The sequence below is a fragment of the Corynebacterium sp. MSK073 genome (genome assembly GCF_030232085.1).
GTDB lineage: Bacteria > Actinomycetota > Actinomycetes > Mycobacteriales > Mycobacteriaceae > Corynebacterium.
The window spans coordinates 22450-38435 of the sequence record NZ_JASPIY010000004.1; the positions used below are offsets into that span (position 1 = coordinate 22450).

Genomic DNA, 15986 nt, shown 5'->3' on the forward strand with positions numbered 1-15986 from the left:
CTTTAGAGATAAATACAAGGGGAATCATTGTTTACAGGGCTAGTACAAGAGCTAGGCACGGTGGCCGCACTTGAGCCACAGGCGGATTCGCTGCGGTTGAGCATCCGCGCGCCGCAGACGGTGAGTGACGCGCGCCTAGGGGATTCCATTGCCATCAATGGCGTGTGCCTTACCATCGCGGAATTGGATGGGGATATTTTCTGCGCCGATGTGATGCAAGAGTCATTGGATCGGACGGGACTCGGTCAGCTGGATGAAGGCGCGCGGGTGAATGTCGAGCCGGCAGTACTGCCCACCACGCGGCTGGGTGGACACATTATGCAGGGCCATGTCGATGGCACAGCACGGTTGGTCTCGCGCGAGCATTCGGAGAATTGGGACGTGCTGCGTTTTAGCTTGCCCCGCGAGCTTGCCCAGTACGTCGTGGAAAAGGGCTCTATTGCGGTCAATGGCACGTCTTTGACGGTCAGCGCCGTAGGTGACGACTGGTTTGAGGTCTCCCTTATTCCCACCACCTTGCGGGAGACGACGCACGGCGAATCTCAGCCCGGCGATATCGTAAACCTCGAGGTGGATGTGCTGGCGAAGTATGTAGAAAAGATGCTTCACCCCGAATCCGGAATTGCTCAAGCAAAGGACTAGACTGCTAGGTTATGTTCGCGACTGAAGAGAGCATCCATTTTGATGCCATCGATCACGCCATTGCGGAGATTGCCGCCGGCAAGCCGGTCATCGTCATGGATGATGAAGGACGGGAAAACGAAGGGGATCTGATCTTTGCCGCGGAACTGGCAACCCCGGAACTGGTCGCGTTTATGGTGCGGTATTCCTCCGGATATGTCTGTGCCTCATTAATGCCGGAAGATTGCCAGCGGCTCGATTTGCCGCCGATGATGGCGCAGAATCAGGATGTGCGCCAGACCGCGTATACGGTCACCGTGGATGCTGCGACGGGTTCTACCGGAATTTCTGCGGCCTCCCGCGCGGAAACCATCCGCCGCTTGGCTGATTCTTCGACTCGCTCCAGTGACTTCACCCGGCCCGGCCACGTGGTCCCCTTGCGCGCGCGACCCGGCGGAGTATTAGAGCGCGATGGGCACACGGAAGCCGCCGTCGATTTGGCGCGCCTTGCAGGCCTTCGTCCCGCCGGCGTGCTGTGTGAAGTCGTATCAGAAGAAGACCCGACGGATATGGCCCGCGGGCCGGAACTGCGCCGCTTTGCCGATAAGCATGGCCTTGCGCTGATCTCTATCGCGCAGCTTATTGAGTGGCGCCGCCACCATGAGGTGCAAACCCAGCGCGCGGTGGAAACCCGCCTGCCCACGGAGTATGGCGAATTCACCGCGATTGGTTACCGCCATGACCTCGATGGCCAAGAACATATTGCCCTAATCGCCGGGGATCCCGCGCAGCTTCGTGGAGCCCGCGATGTCGTGGTGCGCGTGCATTCCGAGTGCCTTACCGGTGACGTCTTTGGCTCGCGCCGGTGCGACTGCGGCCCCCAATTGCAGGAATCCCTGCGCAAGGTGCAAGAAGTCGGCAGCGGGGTAGTCATTTACCTGCGCGGCCACGAAGGCCGCGGAATCGGATTGGTGCACAAGCTCCAGGCGTACCGCCTCCAGGACGAGGGCTGGGATACAGTCGATGCCAACTTGGAACAAGGACTGCCAGAAGATGCCCGGGAGTATTCCGTGGCGGGCCAGATCCTGAAGGACCTTGGGGTGGAATCGGCACAACTGTTGACCAATAACCCGCACAAGGGGGAAGGGCTCGCCGGATTCGGCATCGAAGTCAGCCAACATACCCCACTTACCATCGCCGCCAACGCCGATAATATTCGTTATCTGCGGACCAAACGCGACCGCATGGGCCACGATCTTCCGCAGGTGGCACAGTGGGACGCGCAGCACGAAGGAGAATTAGGCAAATGAGTAAAGAAGGATTACCCGCTATCGCGCAGGTAGATGCGCGCGGCCTCCGCGTCGCGGTCGTGACCGCGACTTGGAACGAAGAGGTCTGCGATCAGTTACACCAGCAGGCGGTGGAGACCGCACGTGCTAATGGGGCAGAGGTTGCGGAGTTCCGCGTCGTCGGTTCCCTGGAATTGGGCGTGGTTGTTCAGGCGGCCGCGCGGAAATTCGACGCCGTCGTTGCCTTGGGTTGCGTCATCCGCGGCGGCACTCCGCACTTCGATTATGTCTGCGATTCCGTCACCCAAGCCCTAACGCGTATCTCCTTGGATGAATCGACGCCGATTGGCAATGGGGTCTTGACGGTCAATGATCAGCAGCAGGCCATCGACCGCGCAGGATTCCCTGACTCGGCGGAAAATAAGGGCGCAGAATCCATGATTGCGGCTTTAGACACCGCGTTGCAATTGCGTAGACTAAACACAGAATATTAATAAAAGGCCAATCGAAATCCTGACCACTTACAGGCAGGCAGGACTTCCAGAGGAGTAAAGCACATGAATGAGGCCGCAGCCTCGAATGAACCCCAACCGCGCCGCACCCTTAGTGATGCGGAGGTATTGGCCTATACCAGCGCGGATCCCTTCGCACGGACCACGTCGAAGCCGTGGGAATACACCGCCAAGTCCCCGTTCTTGCGAAAGATTGCCATCGGTTGGGTCATTCTTGTCATGGCCATCCATATCTTTATGGGTGTCACGCTCGATATTTCCTTTACCGGTGCGCACGTGACCACCATCGATAAATTCGCCTTTCCTGGTGTCGGCGTAGTCATTTCCATCTTGTCGTGGATTGCGCTCAACCGGCCGCGACTGCGAGCCAATGAAGACGGGGTAGAGGTCCGCAATATCATCGGCACGCGCTTTTACCCGTGGCAGGTGATATATGGGCTGTCTTTCCCCGTCGGCCAGCGCATGGCCCGCCTTGAGCTGCCCGAATTTGAGGCCGTCCCCGTGTGGGCATTACAGTCCGGCGATAAAGACACCGTGATCACAAGAGTCCGTGACTTCCGCGATCTGGAAGCCAAATACATGCCGCAGGATTAAGCATTGGCAGATCCAACGACCTATCGCCCCGCCCCGGGAACCATTCCGACGGAGCCGGGCGTATATAAGTTCCGCGATGAGAACGGGCGCGTCATTTACGTAGGCAAGGCCAAAAACCTGCGGGCGCGCCTGTCTAATTATTTCCAAGACATTACGCAACTGCACCCGCGCACGCGGCAAATGGTGTTGACCGCGAGCTCTGTGGAGTGGACGGTGGTTGCCAGCGAAGTTGAAGCGCTGCAGCTGGAATATACCTGGATCAAGCGGTTCGATCCGCACTTTAACGTCATGTACCGCGACGACAAGACGTATCCCATGCTTGCCGTCTCCGTGGGAGAGGTGGTTCCGCGCGCCTTTTTCTATCGCGGTCCTCGGCGCAAGGGAGTGCGGTACTTTGGCCCCTATTCCCATGCGTGGGCGGTGCGGGAAAGCCTCGACCTGCTCACCCGCGTCTTCCCCATGCGCACCTGTTCTAAAGGCGTATATAACCGGCATGAACGGCTGGGGCGGCCGTGCCTTTTGGGGTACATCGGCAAGTGCGATGCGCCCTGTATCGGGCGGGTGAGCAAAGAAGAACATCGCGAAACCGTCAATGAGTTGGTCTCATTCATGAATGGCAATACGGCTGGTGTTAGGCGCAAGCTGGTTAAAGACATGGAGGCTGCCGCCGAAAACCTGGAATTTGAGCGTGCCGCGCGGTTGCGCGATGACCTTGGGGCCATCGATAAGATCATGGAGCAGCAGGCGGTTGTCTTTGCCGATGGCACCGATGCCGATCTGATTGCGTTTAATTCCGATGAATTGGAAGCCGCGGTCCAAATTTTTCACGTGCGCGGCGGCAGGATCCGGGGCCAGCGCGGCTGGGTTGTTGAACGCGCCGGCGACCAGGCAACCTCTGAACCCATCGAGGAGGGCCAACCCGATCCGGCCTTGCCCGCCTTGGTGCAAAACTTCCTCATCCAGTTTTACTCCGATGCCGTGGAGCGAGAAGAACAAGAAGCCCGTGAGGATGCGGCTTTAGCTGCGGATGTGCCACGACGCGGCGTGGACCAGGAATCGCACATGGAACAGCGCCATGTCCACGTCATACCGCGTGAGATTTTGGTCCAAGCCATGCCGGAAGAATCCGAACAAGTGGTCTCCCTCTTGGAAGAGCTGCGTAGCGCGCGGGTTGATCTGCGCGTACCGCAACGGGGTGACAAGCGTTCGCTTATGGATACCGTGGAAAAGAACGCTAAGGAGCAGCTGCGCCAGCATAAGCTCAAACGCGTCGGTGACCTTACCGCGCGGTCCGCGGCGCTGCAGGATATCCAGGATGCCTTGGGGATGGACCAAGCACCGTTGCGCATCGAGTGCACCGATATTTCGCATATCCAGGGCACCGATGTCGTCGCCTCCCTGGTGGTTTTTGAAGACGGTATCCCGAAGAAGTCCGATTACCGGCGCTACCGCATCAAGGAGGCAGCCGGCGATGGGCATTCCAATGACGTCGGCTCCATTGCGGAGATCACGCGGCGCCGGTTTAAGCGCCACAACCAAGATAAATTGGCGAACCCGGATGAGGAAAAGGAAGAATCCTCCTTCGCGGAAGAAAAAGTGGCAGAAGAATCCGCTGAGGCAGGCCGCCGCTTTGCCTATCCTCCTCAGCTGTTCATCGTGGACGGCGGCGCGCCCCAGGTGGCTGCGGCGCAAGAGGTATTTGATGAGCTGGGCATCGTCGATGTCACCCTCGTGGGGCTGGCCAAGCGCTTGGAGGAAATCTGGGTGCCAGGGGATGATGAACCGGTGATTTTGCCGCGCAATTCCCAGGCTCTGTTTTTGCTGCAGCAAATTCGCGATGAGGCACACCGATTTGCCATCACCTATCACCGGCAACAACGCTCTAAGCGCATGCGCTCCTCGGCGCTCGATGCAATTCCGGGGCTTGGTCCGCAACGCCGGACGGATTTGGTCAAGCATTTCGGTTCCGTCAAAAAGCTCAAGGCGGCCACGGTGGATGAGATTTGCGAGGTCAACGGCTTTGGGCTGAAACTGGCGCAGACCGTCTACGATAAGTTGCACGACGCACAGTAAATAAGCAGCTTTCTGGCAGAAGTGCCGAGCGCGAAAACGCTAGACTGGTGTGCATGACGCACTTCGACACTCCGCCCATCTTGATTACCGGCATGTCCGGCGGCGGGTTGAGCTCCGCCGCCAAGGTTTTTGAGGATAAGGGCTACTATGTGGCGCATAATATCCCGCCGCGCGCCATCGTGGACCTGTGGAAATTGTGTAACCAGGAAGAAACGCCCGTTGAAAAGGTAGCGGCGGTAACGGACGTGCGCTCTCGCATGTTTCCGGGCTCCCTCATGGAGACCATCGATGAGCTAACGGCATTGGGCATGAAACCCACCGTGCTCTTCCTTGATGCTCGCGATGACGTGCTCATCCGTCGCTTCGACTCCGTGCGTCGCACCCACCCGCTGCAAGGCGACGATACCTTGAAGGTGGGTATCCAACGCGAACGCCAAGCGGTGGCGGAAATTAGGGATCGCTCCGATATCATCATTGATTCCACGAACCTGTCGATTCATGATTTGCGCCGGGCTATCGAAGCTGCGTTTGGCGAATTTCAAAATACCAATCAGCACGTCACGGTGGAATCGTTCGGTTTTAAGAATGGTTCCCCGCGCGATGCGGATATCGTCGTTGACGTGCGCTTTTTGCCCAACCCCTATTGGATTCCGGAGCTGCGCGGCTGCCGCGGTACAGATGCGCCCGTGGCCGATTATGTCCTGTCGCAGCCTGCCGCGCAGAAATTCGTGGATAATTTTGTCGCCATGTTTTCCACCATGCTGGAGGGATACCGGCACGAGGGAAAGAACTTCATCACCGTGGGCGTCGGCTGTACGGGCGGGCATCACCGCTCGGTGGCGGTAGCTGAGGACATCGCCAAGCGCCTGCGCGCTAATGACACCCTTGACGTCAGCATTTTGCACCGGGACATCGCCCGTAATTAGGGCTGAGGAGCATTAATAACTGTATGAAACACCCTTCTCATATGGTCTGCCTTGGCGGCGGCCATGGCCTTTATCAAACGCTTTTATCCGCACGGCGCAGTAATGCGGCGGATATTTCTGCCATCGTGACGGTTGCCGATGATGGCGGTTCCTCGGGGCGCCTGCGCCGGGAACTGGATATCATTCCGCCCGGTGACCTGCGCATGGCGCTGGCCGCGCTAGCCGATGACAATCGCGTAGGCGAGCTGTGGGGCAAAACCCTTCAGCATCGCTTCGGCGGCAATGGCGCCATGGCTGGCCACGCCGTGGGCAACCTCATGATCGCGGGTTTGACCGGGGTCTTGGGCGATTATCAGGCCGCCTTGGACGCGGTAGCGGAGCTTACCCACTCGCACGGGCGGGTCATCCCCGTGGTTCCGCACCCCTTAGAGATTGAGGCCGATGTCTCAGGGCTTGACGATGACCCCCGAGTCATGCGCCAGGTCCGCGGCCAGGTCGCGGTGGCATCGACGCCGGGGCATGTGCGGCGCGTGCGAATCCTGCCTGAAGCCCCACAAGCCAATCCCGCCGCGCTGGAGGCCATTAGGCAGGCTGACCTTATCACCATCGGTCCAGGATCCTGGTTTAGTTCGGTCTTGCCGCACACGTTGGTGCCAGAAATCGTCCAGGCCATTTCTGAGTCCAATGCTTTGCGCGTGGTCATGCTCAACCTGTCGGCCGAGCCGGGAGAAACCCAAGGCTTTTCCGCGGAGCGCCACGTGCATGTGCTGGCCCGTCACGCCCCGGATTTGCGCATCGACCGCATCGTCGTGGATGCGGCAGCGCTGCCAAATGAAAGCGAACGGGTATATGTGCAGCGCGCCGCGCAAGCCTTGGGCGCACGCGCGGTATTTGCGGATGTCAGTATCCAGGATGACAATGGACAGCGATTGATGAAACACGATCCAGACAAACTTTCTTCTGTCATCGTGGATCTTTATAACGAGTACCGGCGGGCCTAGCTAAGGTCAGGCCAGCCAGTCCTCAGGGCGCGGGACTCGGTAAAATAAGAGAATTCCGTTTCCCACGCAGTAGTTGGTGTGCGTGGGACCGTGCATTGCACATGCGTCATTCGTGACTGTGACAGAGAAATGGGGCGAACTAGGTGACCACACCGTTGACCGAACAGGTCAAAGAAGAACTAGCGGCGGTTGGCGTGACACGTCAGTCCGCGCGTGCGGCGGAGCTTGCATCTATCCTGCGCTTTGCGGGAGAAGTAGATGTCTCTGGCGAGAGCATGGCCTATGAGCTTGAGCTCGATAACCAGGCAATTGCGCAGCGCATCCTCGTGGAATTAGACGAGCTTTACGGGATCGAAGCGGAAAGCCACGTTGTCGGCCCTGCGGGGACGGTGAAGAAATCGCGCGTCATCGTGCGCATCACTAAAGGAGCGAAGGAGCTTACCCGGCGCCTAGGCCTGATTACTCGCTCCGGTCATGCCGTGGTGGGTCTTCCGCCGCAGGTCATTTCCGGCACCGTGGCTGATAGCGAGGCGGCGTGGCGCGGTGCCTTCCTTGCGCACGGCAGCCTGACGGAACCAGGGCGCTCTTCGGCATTGGAGGTAACCTGCCCCTGCCAAGAGGCCGCGTTGGCGCTCGTGGGCTGCGCACGGCGCCTGGGGATTTCCGCGAAGACTAAAGAGACCCGCGGCGAAGATCGGGTGGTTGTCCGCGACGGCGATGCCATCGGTGCACTGCTTACCCGCATGGGCGCGCAAGTGACCCGCTTGTCTTGGGAAAAGAAGCGGGTAAAGCGTGAGGCGCACGATACTTCGCGCCGGTTGGATAATTTTGATGATGCCAACCTGCGCCGCTCGGCACGGGCCGCCGTGACCGCCGCGGCGCGCGTGGATCGGGCGATGGAAATCCTCGGTGATGACGTTCCTGAGCACCTAGCCGATGCCGGCCGCTTGCGCGTGCAGCATCGCGAGGCCTCGTTGGAGGAGCTTGGCAGGCTCGCGGATCCGCCCATGACTAAGGATGCCGTGGCCGGGCGCATTCGGCGCTTGTTATCCATGGCGGATAAGCGGGCCGAAGAATTGGATATCCCCGATACCAACGAGTCCATCTCGGACGATCTTTTTGGTGACTCATAATCGCAGGGCACGATTGACTTCAGCTCATTGATCCACGAAAGGCGGGAAGGAATGCATTGAGGTGCTTTCCTTCCCGCCTTGTGTTGTGCCGCGGCTGAGGTGCTTTTAGTTAGCGGTGGCTTGTGCTTTATGGGACCAAGAAGCCCAAGACGTTGGTCATCAAGAAGACGATGACACAGACAACGGCCAAGAACGCGATGGAGTAGCCCACGACGTTTTTCAGGATGACGGATTCCTTGCCTTCCATGGATACGGCGGTTGCCGCAATGGCCAGGGACTGTGGCGAAATCATCTTACCCACAACACCACCGGCGGTATTGGCGGCCAGCATGAGGTCAGGGTTCACACCAATGCGGTCAGCGGCGGCGACCTGCAGGTTGCCAAAGAGCGCATTTGCAGAGGTATCGGAGCCAGTAACCGCGGTACCAATCCAGCCCAGCACCGGAGCGAAGAGCGCGAAGATGGAACCAGCGGAGGAAACGAATTCACCGATGGCGATGGTCTGACCCGAGTAGTTCATCGTGTAGGCCAAAGCGAGGACCAAGACAATGGTCAGGCCGGAGAACTTCATGCGGTTGGCAACTTCACCAAAGGCCTGCACGGGTTGGGCGAAGCTGAGCTTGTAGCGGCCGTTTTCGTTCCAGAAGTGGTAAACGATGGCCACAATAATGCCGGAGAGCAAGAGCAAGGTACCCGGGTTGCCAAAGACATTGAAGCTAAAGCTGGTGTCCATGGCCTCACCGTTAGTGCCGATGACGGTGCCATCAAGCAGCGGCCACGCGAACTTCAGCTTCCAGAATCCGAAGATCGCTGGTGCTGCGGTAGCAACGGCAAATACTGCGGTAACGACGGCGTAGGGCAGCAGCGCCATCCAGATGCGGCGGCCGTTCAAGTCGGTCGCGGTTTCTGCGGCGGGCAGCTCCATGCGCTCGCGCAGCTGGGTAACGCCCCGTGGTTTCCACACGCGGAGGAAGATGAAGGCGGCCCCCAAGGACACAATGCAGGCAATAACGTTGGTGAGCTGGTAAGCAAAGAAGGTTGCGGTAAGCCACTGTGCTCCGGCAAAGGAAATACCGATGACCGCGGCGGCGGGCGCAGTTTCCTTCACGCCGCGCATGCCGTCCAGGATGAATGCGATAAGGAACGGGACGATGGCGGCAATGACCAAGACCTGCAGGGCAATAAGGCCGGCAATATCTTGGGTTTGCTCGGCGGTACGTCCGCCGACCTCACCGGCGGTGGTGACTGGAATACCAACTGCGCCGAATGCGACTGGAGCGGTATTCGCAATAAGAACTACCGTGGCTGCGCGCAGAGGCTTGACGCCGAGCGCCATAATCATCGTGGCGGTAATGGCCACGGGGGCACCGAAGCCCGCAAGGGCTTCAAGGAGGCCACCGAAGCAGAACGCGATGAGCATCGATTGGATGCGGATATCGCCATCGCCTAAGAGATCGAATGTCTTACGTAGATCTTCGAAGCGGCCTGAGGCGACCGTGATCTCGTAAAACCAAATTGCCGTAATAATGACCCAGACAATGGGCAGTAGGCCGAAGAGCCCACCGCGGACTGCAGAGGACAATGCCATATCGACGGGCATCGCAAAGGCAACTATGGCTAGGATGATGGAGGTCGCAAGGGCGACGGCTCCTGATGTATGTGCGCGGGCTTTAAAGCCCATCAACATAATGAAGAAAGCGACGAGGGGGAGAATCGCCACGAGCGCGGTGAGCCCAAGACTGTCTCCCACAACAGAGGTGTTTATCTCAAACATTGAGTATCCTCGATTCTAACGGGGGTACTATCGCAGACGCATTCGGTCTGCGGGGGGATGTAAATTTGTTGCTCACGCGTTTCAGGAGAGAGATTAGCGCCCAGCGAATGCTCGAGTGCTACCTGGAACACAGTGAGTTAGCGATAAGCATATCGCGTCATAAAAACTGTGGTGTGATTTGGGTTAAATTAGTTTATAGCACCGCATCTTTGGCGATCGGTGTGCGAGGAAGTGGGAAAATGCTTCGCGTAGTGATATATCGCACATTAACGGTGTAAAGTCCACAAGAACCAACCTAAACGGGCTTGAACAGCCGGTTCATTCGGAAAAAACAAAAGAACTCGGGAAGATTGTACGCCTATATCGGGAAAGTTTCAGATACTGCACTGCCAGCCGTGAAGGCCTCTGCACGCTGTTTAAAGGCTCTGTAGTATTGCGGTTGTTGGGCAAAGCCTCGGGCACCTTACTCACCCAGAGCAGTAAAGTACTCGAAGGACCCGCGGTAGGCCCATAGAAATAATTACTCGACTCTTTGAGGAGATTTACAGTGACTACCCGCGTAGGCATTAACGGCTTTGGCCGCATTGGTCGTAACTTCTTCCACGCTGTTAACCGGACCGACAATGACCTTGAGGTCGTTGCCGTCAACGACCTGACCGATAACCAGACTCTCTCTAACCTGTTGAAGTACGACTCCGTACTGGGTCGCTTCGACGGCGAGATTACCTACGACGATGACTCCATCACCGTCAATGGCAACCGCATCCGGGTCTTCAACGAGAAGGACCCGAAGAACCTGAAGTGGGGCGAACTGGACGTAGACCTCGTTATCGAGTCCACCGGCCTGTTCACCAACGGTAACGACGCAAAGGCTCACATTGAGGCCGGCGCCAAGAAGGTCATCATTTCCGCCCCTGGTAAGGAAGTTGACGCAACCTTCGTCTACGGTGTTAACTCCGACACCTACGACCCAGCTGAGCACAACGTTATTTCCGCAGCTTCCTGCACCACCAACTGCTTGGCTCCAATGGCCAAGGTCTTGAATGACAAGTTCGGTGTGGAAAAGGGCCTGATGACCACCGTTCACGCTTATACCGGTGACCAGCGCCTGCAGGACGCTCCCCACAAGGACCTGCGCCGCGCCCGCGCCGCAGCCGTCAACCTGGTACCTACCTCCACCGGTGCAGCTAAGGCCGTGTCCTTGGTTCTGCCTGAGCTGGAAGGCAAGCTGGACGGCTACGCTATGCGCGTTCCGGTCATCACCGGTTCCGCAACCGACCTGACCTTCACCGCTTCCCGCGACGTCACCGTTGAGGAAATCAACGCAGCACTCAAGGAGGCAGCTGAGGGCGAGCTGAAGGACACCCTCGCATACACCGAGGATCCTCTGGTTTCCACCGACATCGTAACCTCCCCGCACGGCTGCATCTTCGACGCCGGCATGACCAAGGTCTCCAATGGCAACCTAGTCAAGGTTCTGGGTTGGTACGACAACGAGTGGGGCTACACCTCCCAGCTCGTCCGCATGACCAACCTAGTTGCAGAAAAGCTCTAAAGTTCTGATACAGAGCAGCCCTTAATGCGATACCGGCCACAACGAACGCCCTGACGGCACGACGTTGTGGCCGGTATCATTTTATGTAGCAACCTCAACTGCAGAATCCACTCTAAAAGGAGTAACACATGGCTTTTAAGACGCTAGATAACCTGCTAGAAGAAGGCGTAGAGGACCGCCACATTCTGGTCCGCTCTGACTTCAACGTGCCGCTGGATGATGACGGAAATATCACCGACCCCGGCCGCATTACCGCTTCTCTTCCCACCATTAAGGCGCTGGTCGATGGTGGCGCGAAGGTCATCCTTTCCGCCCACCTCGGCCGACCCAAGGGTGAGGTAAATTCCAAGTACTCCCTGGCCCCGGTTGCAGAAGCGTTGTCTGAAGCTTTGGATCAGTACGTTGCCTTGGCCAACGACGTCACCGGCGAAGACGCCCACGAGCGCGCGAACGGGCTAAACAGCGGCGATGTCATGCTGGTAGAAAATGTCCGCTTTGATCCGCGTGAAACCTCTAAGGATGAGGCAGAGCGCGGCGAATTCGCCGACGAGCTCGTTGCCCTGGCTGCCGATAACGGCGCTTTCGTCTCCGACGGCTTTGGCGTTGTGCACCGCGCGCAGACCTCGGTATATGACGTCGCCAAGCGCCTGCCCGCCTACGCCGGTAAGCTGGTGGAAAAGGAATTGGACGTATTATCCACCGTGGCAAAGGATCCGGCGCACCCATATGTCGTTGTGCTGGGTGGCGCGAAGGTTTCCGACAAGCTTGGCGTTATCGAAGCCCTTGCTGGAAAGGCCGATAAGATCATCATCGGCGGCGGAATGTGCTACACCCTGCTGGCAGCCAAGGGCTACAACGTTCGGGAGTCCTTGCTGCAAGAGGACCAGATTGAAAACTGCAAGAGCCTGCTGGAGCGCTTCGGTGACAAGATTGTCCTGCCCGTTGACCTCACCGCCGCCAGCGAATTCGCCGCAGATGCTGAGACCAAGGTCGTTGAGCTCGATGGCATTCCTGAAGGCTGGATGTCCTTGGACATCGGACCGAAGTCCGTCGAGAAATTTGCCACCGTACTGGCAGACTCCAAGACCGTATTCTGGAACGGCCCCATGGGTGTATTCGAAATGGAAGCCTTCTCAAAGGGCACGGCTGGGGTAGCGCAGGCGATTATCGATGCCACCTCCTCTAACGGGTCCTTCTCCGTCGTCGGCGGCGGCGACTCCGCGGCCTCCGTGCGCACCCTGGGCCTCGATGAGGAAGGCTTCAGCCACATTTCCACCGGAGGCGGCGCATCCCTCGAATACCTCGAGGGCAAGGAGCTGCCGGGCGTTTCCGTGCTCGAAGCATAAACCGCCTAAAACAGTTAACTAAAGGCGTACAAAGAAAGGACTAATTATGGCACGTACACCACTTATTGCTGGTAACTGGAAGATGAACCTCGATCACATTGAGGCCATCGGCTCCGTTCAAAAGTTCGCGTTCTCCCTGCCGGAGGATTACTACGACAAGGTAGATGTAGCCTACATAGTTCCATTTACCGATATCCGTACGATTCAGACGCTCGTTGAGGGCGATAAGCTGAAGATCACCTACGGTGCGCAGGACATCTCCAAGCACGAGTCTGGCGCCTACACCGGTGAGGTATCTGGCCAGATGCTGAACAAACTGGGATGCAGCTGGGCAGTCGTCGGCCACTCCGAGCGCCGCGAATACCACGGCGAAACCGACCAGCTGGTCGCTGAGAAGGCCGCAGCGGCCTTGGAAAATGGCATCAGCCCCATCGTCTGCGTGGGTGAGCCGCTCGACGTGCGCGAGGCCGGCACCCACGTTGACTACGTGGTGAACCAGACCCGCGATTCCCTGCAGGGACTGAGCGCCGAGCAGCTATCCAAGACGGTTATCGCCTACGAGCCCGTGTGGGCCATCGGCACCGGCAAGGTTGCCTCCGCTGATGACGCGCAGGAAGTATGTGCTGCAATCCGCGGCTTGGTCAAGGAGCTTGCAGGCGACGAGGTCGCCGAGGGCATCCGCATCCTGTACGGCGGTTCCGTGAAGGTCGATTCCGTTGCTGATATCGTCAGCAAGCCGGACGTGGACGGTGGCCTGATTGGCGGTGCTTCCTTGGTAGGAGAGGACTTTGCCAAGTTGGCCGCCAATGCCGCTAATGCCGTTAGTTAACATGCGTTAACAACCATCACAAGGTAACTGTTGTGCCGCGGGTTGGGGTGAGTCCCGCCCGCGGCATGGTGTACAGTAGGCCCTTGTGATTGCTTTGCGTAGGCAAAGCCGGTAAGTACTTCGCGCCGGTGGCTAGCGTGACTTTCGGTAGTACATCGAAGGTGCCACTGGGCGCACGTTGAGAAAAGGAAGAACCTCATGGTCTTAGCACTGGAAATCATTTTGCTAATTTCAGCTATTTTGATGTCCATCTTTGTGCTTTTACACAAGGGCAAAGGCGGCGGCCTGTCTAGCCTTTTCGGCGGCGGCGTGCAATCGAACCTGTCCGGTTCGACCGTGGTGGAAAAGAACCTAGACCGCTATACCGTCGTCATGGTGATTATCTGGTTGGCCTGCATCGTTGGCCTTAACCTTATCCAGGCCTACGCTTCCTAGGAAGCACGCAGCAGGCCCCCGCTAACCGCTAGCGGCGGCCAACCGCGCAAAACAGCGCCGGTACGTCAGTCCCTTAACCTTTCGCAAGAAGGGACCGAGGTACCGGCGCTGTATGCGTTAAGCGGCGGTGCCGGCGCTGCTGGCTTTACAGCTCCTGCGCGGCATCGTCTGCAAGGAAGAGGATCGTTTCCTTCGTCCCTTGCGCACCAGCGGCCGGGCACTCTTCAGCGTCGACGCCGTCAACGATGTTCTTTGCGGCAGCGGCCTTTTCCTCCCCGGCAACCAAGAGCCAGACGCGCTCAGACCTGTTGACCGCCGGCAGCGTCAGGGTGATGCGCTCGCTGGGCGGCTTCGGCGAATCGTGTACCGGTACCGCGAGTTCTTCCTGCTCACGGATGGCAGGAGAGTGGGGGAACATGGAGTTAATGTGGCCTTCTGCGCCCATGCCCAAAAGGTGTAGATCGAAGCCTAAAGGTGCGAAGTCCTTCAACTCTGGCTCGTAGGCATTTGCGGCCGCCTCCATGGAGACCGCACCGAGGTCGAAACCGTGGATATTCTGATCCGGGATATCCACGTGATCGAGCAGCGCGGAACGCGCTTGGCCTTCGTTGGAATCTGGGTCGCTGACCGGGACATTGCGCTCATCGCCAAAGAAGATGTGCACGCGGGACCAATCGATGCGCAGGGCAGGGTAGTTCTCGCCTTGCTGCTGGGCGGCGAAGTCCAAGCGCGCGAGCTCGTGCAGGAGCCCAATTCCTGCGCCCCCGCCAGTTAGTACGACTCTTGCCACGCCGTCACCATGGAGGCCACCATTGCCGGCCTGAATACCGGCGATGGTCTCAATAAATTTGAGTGCGGCTTGGGAAATAAGGTCATCTACATCGCTGACGCGGTGAAGCGTTACCATTCGGTATCAGAATCCTTTGCAAAGAATCGGTATGAGCAAGTGCGCTATTAAAGCTTACTGTAGTCTACTTCTCCCAGAGCACGCAGCGCCTGAGCATAAGTTTTATCGGCGTCGAGGTGCCGCAATTCCTCGGAGAGGATTTCGGTTTGCGTGCGCGGGCTCAAGCTGACCAGCGAGTCTGGCGTACCAGGCACGCGCACCCGCACGGTGCGCTCATCCACGACATCCACATCGACGTGGGTCGTCTCCCGGTTAAAGCGCAGGTGGGTAACCGGGAAATAGTCACTATTAGCTTCCTCGGCCATGCGCTGTACCGGGACGCTCAGGCGGTCAAGCAGCCACCCCGCAGCGAAGTTTGGCGCGGGATGCCCGGCGGGGCCGGCGACCTCTACCGATAGCACCTTTTCATGGGGATGGTGGTCGAGTGCCGATGCGACGACGCCGCGCCACAAGGTAATGGAGGCCCAGGACATATCGGAATCGCCGGGGGAGTAGCCATTAGAAAGCGCGCGCAGATCCTGCTCGCCCACGGTGCCTTTATGCGCCACGTTGGTGATGCGGCGCTGCGCCAACTTGCCCACGGGGCTTTCGGAGGGAACCTGCGGGCACAGGTTCGGCCACCACGCAACCAGCGGGGTATCCGGCAGCAAGAGCGGGGTGAGCACGGACTCGGCTTGATCCGCCAGCGCCCCGTGCAATTGCATGACGACGGTCTCGGACGCACCGGCCTCGCCACCGACGCGGAGCTGGGCATCGAGCTGGGTATCAGTATTTGGATCGCCGGGGACCACCACGAGCACGCGGGAGGGGTGCTCATGAGAGGCATCGCGCACAGAGGCAAGGATTTGCTCGAGATCGTCGCCTTCTTGTGCCTCAACGATGAGGGTGAGCACCCGGCCCGTGGTGCGGGTGTAATGCTCCTGGGCATCGACAAGCTTCTTGGCAATTTCACCGGTGGTGGTATTAGGCAATGGGATAATCATTGACTACG

The 15986-nt window shown here is 58.5% G+C and carries 15 protein-coding genes; 12 read left to right on the top strand and 3 right to left on the bottom strand.

The window, feature by feature from the left end; all coding sequences use genetic code 11:
• Positions 1–27 precede the first annotated feature (27 nt).
• The 8 genes from QP970_RS03675 (at position 28) to whiA (ending at position 8149) form a co-directional block, all read left to right on the top strand.
• Complete coding sequence (locus tag QP970_RS03675) at positions 28–642, top strand: riboflavin synthase (RefSeq protein WP_284869657.1); 615 nt, start codon at positions 28–30, stop codon at positions 640–642.
• Positions 643–653: 11 nt separating this feature from the next.
• Positions 654–1931, top strand: a complete 1278-nt coding sequence (locus QP970_RS03680) for a bifunctional 3,4-dihydroxy-2-butanone-4-phosphate synthase/GTP cyclohydrolase II (protein ID WP_284869658.1) — start codon at positions 654–656, stop codon at positions 1929–1931.
• Positions 1928–2404, top strand: coding sequence for a 6,7-dimethyl-8-ribityllumazine synthase (gene ribH, locus QP970_RS03685; RefSeq protein WP_284869659.1), 477 nt, complete (start codon positions 1928–1930; stop codon positions 2402–2404). Before QP970_RS03680 ends, ribH begins: the two co-directional genes overlap by 4 nt.
• Before the next feature lie 63 nt (positions 2405–2467).
• Positions 2468–3016, top strand: a complete 549-nt coding sequence (locus QP970_RS03690; RefSeq protein ID WP_284869660.1) for a PH domain-containing protein — start codon at positions 2468–2470, stop codon at positions 3014–3016.
• Positions 3017–3019: 3 nt separating this feature from the next.
• On the top strand, positions 3020–5089 hold the full coding sequence (gene uvrC, locus QP970_RS03695; protein ID WP_284869661.1) for an excinuclease ABC subunit UvrC: 2070 nt from the start codon (positions 3020–3022) through the stop codon (positions 5087–5089).
• A 44-nt stretch (positions 5090–5133) separates the two neighbouring features.
• A complete protein-coding gene (rapZ, locus tag QP970_RS03700) occupies positions 5134–6015 on the top strand; it encodes an RNase adapter RapZ (RefSeq protein WP_198010490.1) in 882 nt (293 codons plus the stop codon).
• A gap of 23 nt (positions 6016–6038) precedes the next feature.
• A complete protein-coding gene (locus tag QP970_RS03705; RefSeq protein ID WP_023022456.1) occupies positions 6039–7016 on the top strand; it encodes a gluconeogenesis factor YvcK family protein in 978 nt (325 codons plus the stop codon).
• A 143-nt stretch (positions 7017–7159) separates the two neighbouring features.
• Entirely contained in the window at positions 7160–8149 is a 990-nt protein-coding gene (gene whiA, locus QP970_RS03710; protein ID WP_284869662.1) for a DNA-binding protein WhiA, read from the top strand.
• Positions 8150–8276: 127 nt separating this feature from the next.
• On the opposite strand, the gene QP970_RS03715 is transcribed toward whiA, so the two are convergent.
• On the bottom strand, positions 8277–9923 hold the full coding sequence (locus tag QP970_RS03715; protein WP_023022452.1) for an L-lactate permease: 1647 nt from the start codon (positions 9921–9923) through the stop codon (positions 8277–8279).
• 547 nt (positions 9924–10470) lie between these two features.
• Between QP970_RS03715 and gap the strand changes: the two genes are divergently transcribed.
• The 4 genes from gap (at position 10471) to secG (ending at position 14088) form a co-directional block, all read left to right on the top strand.
• Positions 10471–11478, top strand: coding sequence for a type I glyceraldehyde-3-phosphate dehydrogenase (gene gap / locus QP970_RS03720; RefSeq protein ID WP_023022450.1), 1008 nt, complete (start codon positions 10471–10473; stop codon positions 11476–11478).
• A 128-nt stretch (positions 11479–11606) separates the two neighbouring features.
• Complete coding sequence (locus QP970_RS03725) at positions 11607–12824, top strand: phosphoglycerate kinase (protein WP_023022448.1); 1218 nt, start codon at positions 11607–11609, stop codon at positions 12822–12824.
• Positions 12825–12870: 46 nt separating this feature from the next.
• Positions 12871–13653, top strand: a complete 783-nt coding sequence (gene tpiA, locus QP970_RS03730) for a triose-phosphate isomerase (protein WP_284869663.1) — start codon at positions 12871–12873, stop codon at positions 13651–13653.
• A gap of 198 nt (positions 13654–13851) precedes the next feature.
• Complete coding sequence (secG, locus tag QP970_RS03735) at positions 13852–14088, top strand: preprotein translocase subunit SecG (protein WP_005279116.1); 237 nt, start codon at positions 13852–13854, stop codon at positions 14086–14088.
• A 145-nt stretch (positions 14089–14233) separates the two neighbouring features.
• Here the strand turns inward: secG and pgl are convergent, their stop codons facing one another.
• Both pgl and QP970_RS03745 read right to left on the bottom strand, forming a co-directional pair.
• Complete coding sequence (pgl, locus tag QP970_RS03740) at positions 14234–14995, bottom strand: 6-phosphogluconolactonase (protein WP_239268194.1); 762 nt, start codon at positions 14993–14995, stop codon at positions 14234–14236.
• Between the two features lie 47 nt (positions 14996–15042).
• Entirely contained in the window at positions 15043–15978 is a 936-nt protein-coding gene (locus tag QP970_RS03745) for a glucose-6-phosphate dehydrogenase assembly protein OpcA (RefSeq protein WP_239268192.1), read from the bottom strand.
• Positions 15979–15986: the final 8 nt, after the last annotated feature.